A 1,396-nucleotide genomic window follows, 5' to 3' on the forward strand; every position below is an offset into this window, starting at 1 on the left:
GCCAGTCATGGTCGGAAGAAATTCCGACCATTTTTATGTTTTGAAGAATATATCAGGATTTCCCCCGCATTGTAGTACAATTAAGGCAATGGCCAAATCCCTTACTTCCATTGAAAAGCGTCTTTTGGCGGTTTTATAGCCTAATTTGTTTGCTTTCTTGTACATCAGTAGCATCATAGCAACTATTAGGGTCATGTATAGCATAACCTGTATTCCATTCTTGTTTAATGAAACAAGGTGACTGACATTCAATTCCTGTTTTAGAAATCGGAAGAATACCTCTATATCCCATCGTCGCCTATATGCCTGCGCAATTTCTTTTGCAGATAGTTTAAAATCATTGGTTAAAAACCAATACTTTTTTTCTTTCTCTGTTTTGCTTTCTACGACTACAAGGCGGAAATGGCTTTCTACCAGTGCTTCTTTGTAGTGTTTTCTCCCGCGCTTGTTATTAACAGAAATGCCTGTATACAATTGAATTTTACAGTCTTTTAGCAAAATGGACTCACCTAGGTCCAAGTCCTGATTTTCAGTTATTAATGAAGCTAATTCTATGAACTTCCTATTTTCCTTGGCCCGGCAAATGAAGGTCACATCATTGGCACTAAAAGATTCCATGGTTCTGGTGGATTGTAAACCTCTATCCAGCACATAAATATTATGATGGTTGGTTTCTTTTTTCACATGCTCCATTATTGCTTCAGGCAAAGCAATATCTTCACTGCTATAACTTGCCGAGGTAAACACATTGGAATGGCATGGTAAAACACCATCGAAGGCAATACTATACTTAACCGCCTTCTTACCGCTTTGGTTATCTATTCCCTCCATGAGTTTACCTACGGTTTCACTAACCATTGAACTATCCACCCGTATCAGGTTATATTTCTCCCTTTCTGTTTGGGAATACGCTGCGGAAAACTGATCATAAATGCATTCGTATAGCTGCTTAAAATAGTCCGGATCTATTTTGGACAGCCTGTCTGAAATAGAACTTCTACGTACTTTTTCACCTTCATCCAGATTGAAAAGTATTTTGAACACAGCATCATTGAACGTATCTTCCAATGTTCGCTGGCTAAGTTTTTCATTTTCCAAAATACCATACATCAACAAGTAGAACATCTTTTTGCCGTGCAAGACTTTTGCGTAATGATCGATTTTAGTGGTGGCCGATAAATTAGCTATAAGTGCTTCGGGAATGAATCCCAACAAATGATGTATGTTAATTTTATGATCGCCAAATATTGCCATATCTTATTGATTATCAGCCACTAAGATACTTATTAAAGATCATAAAAACAAACATAATAAATGAATATCAATTAATTAAATCAAATATTGCCGCACTTAAAAACAAAAAAAGTCGGAAGATTTTATCTTCCGACCATGACTG

Annotated in this window: 1 protein-coding gene; it reads right to left on the reverse strand. The window is 36.6% G+C overall.

The window, feature by feature from the left end:
* Positions 1 to 33: 33 nt before the first annotated feature.
* On the reverse strand, positions 34 to 1,254 hold the full coding sequence (locus EG028_RS27550; RefSeq protein ID WP_120519505.1) for an IS4 family transposase: 1,221 nt from the start codon (positions 1,252 to 1,254) through the stop codon (positions 34 to 36).
* Between the last annotated feature and the right edge of the window lie 142 nt (positions 1,255 to 1,396).

It is taken from the genome of Chitinophaga barathri (assembly GCF_003807585.1).
Taxonomy (GTDB): Bacteria; Bacteroidota; Bacteroidia; order Chitinophagales; family Chitinophagaceae; genus Chitinophaga; species Chitinophaga barathri.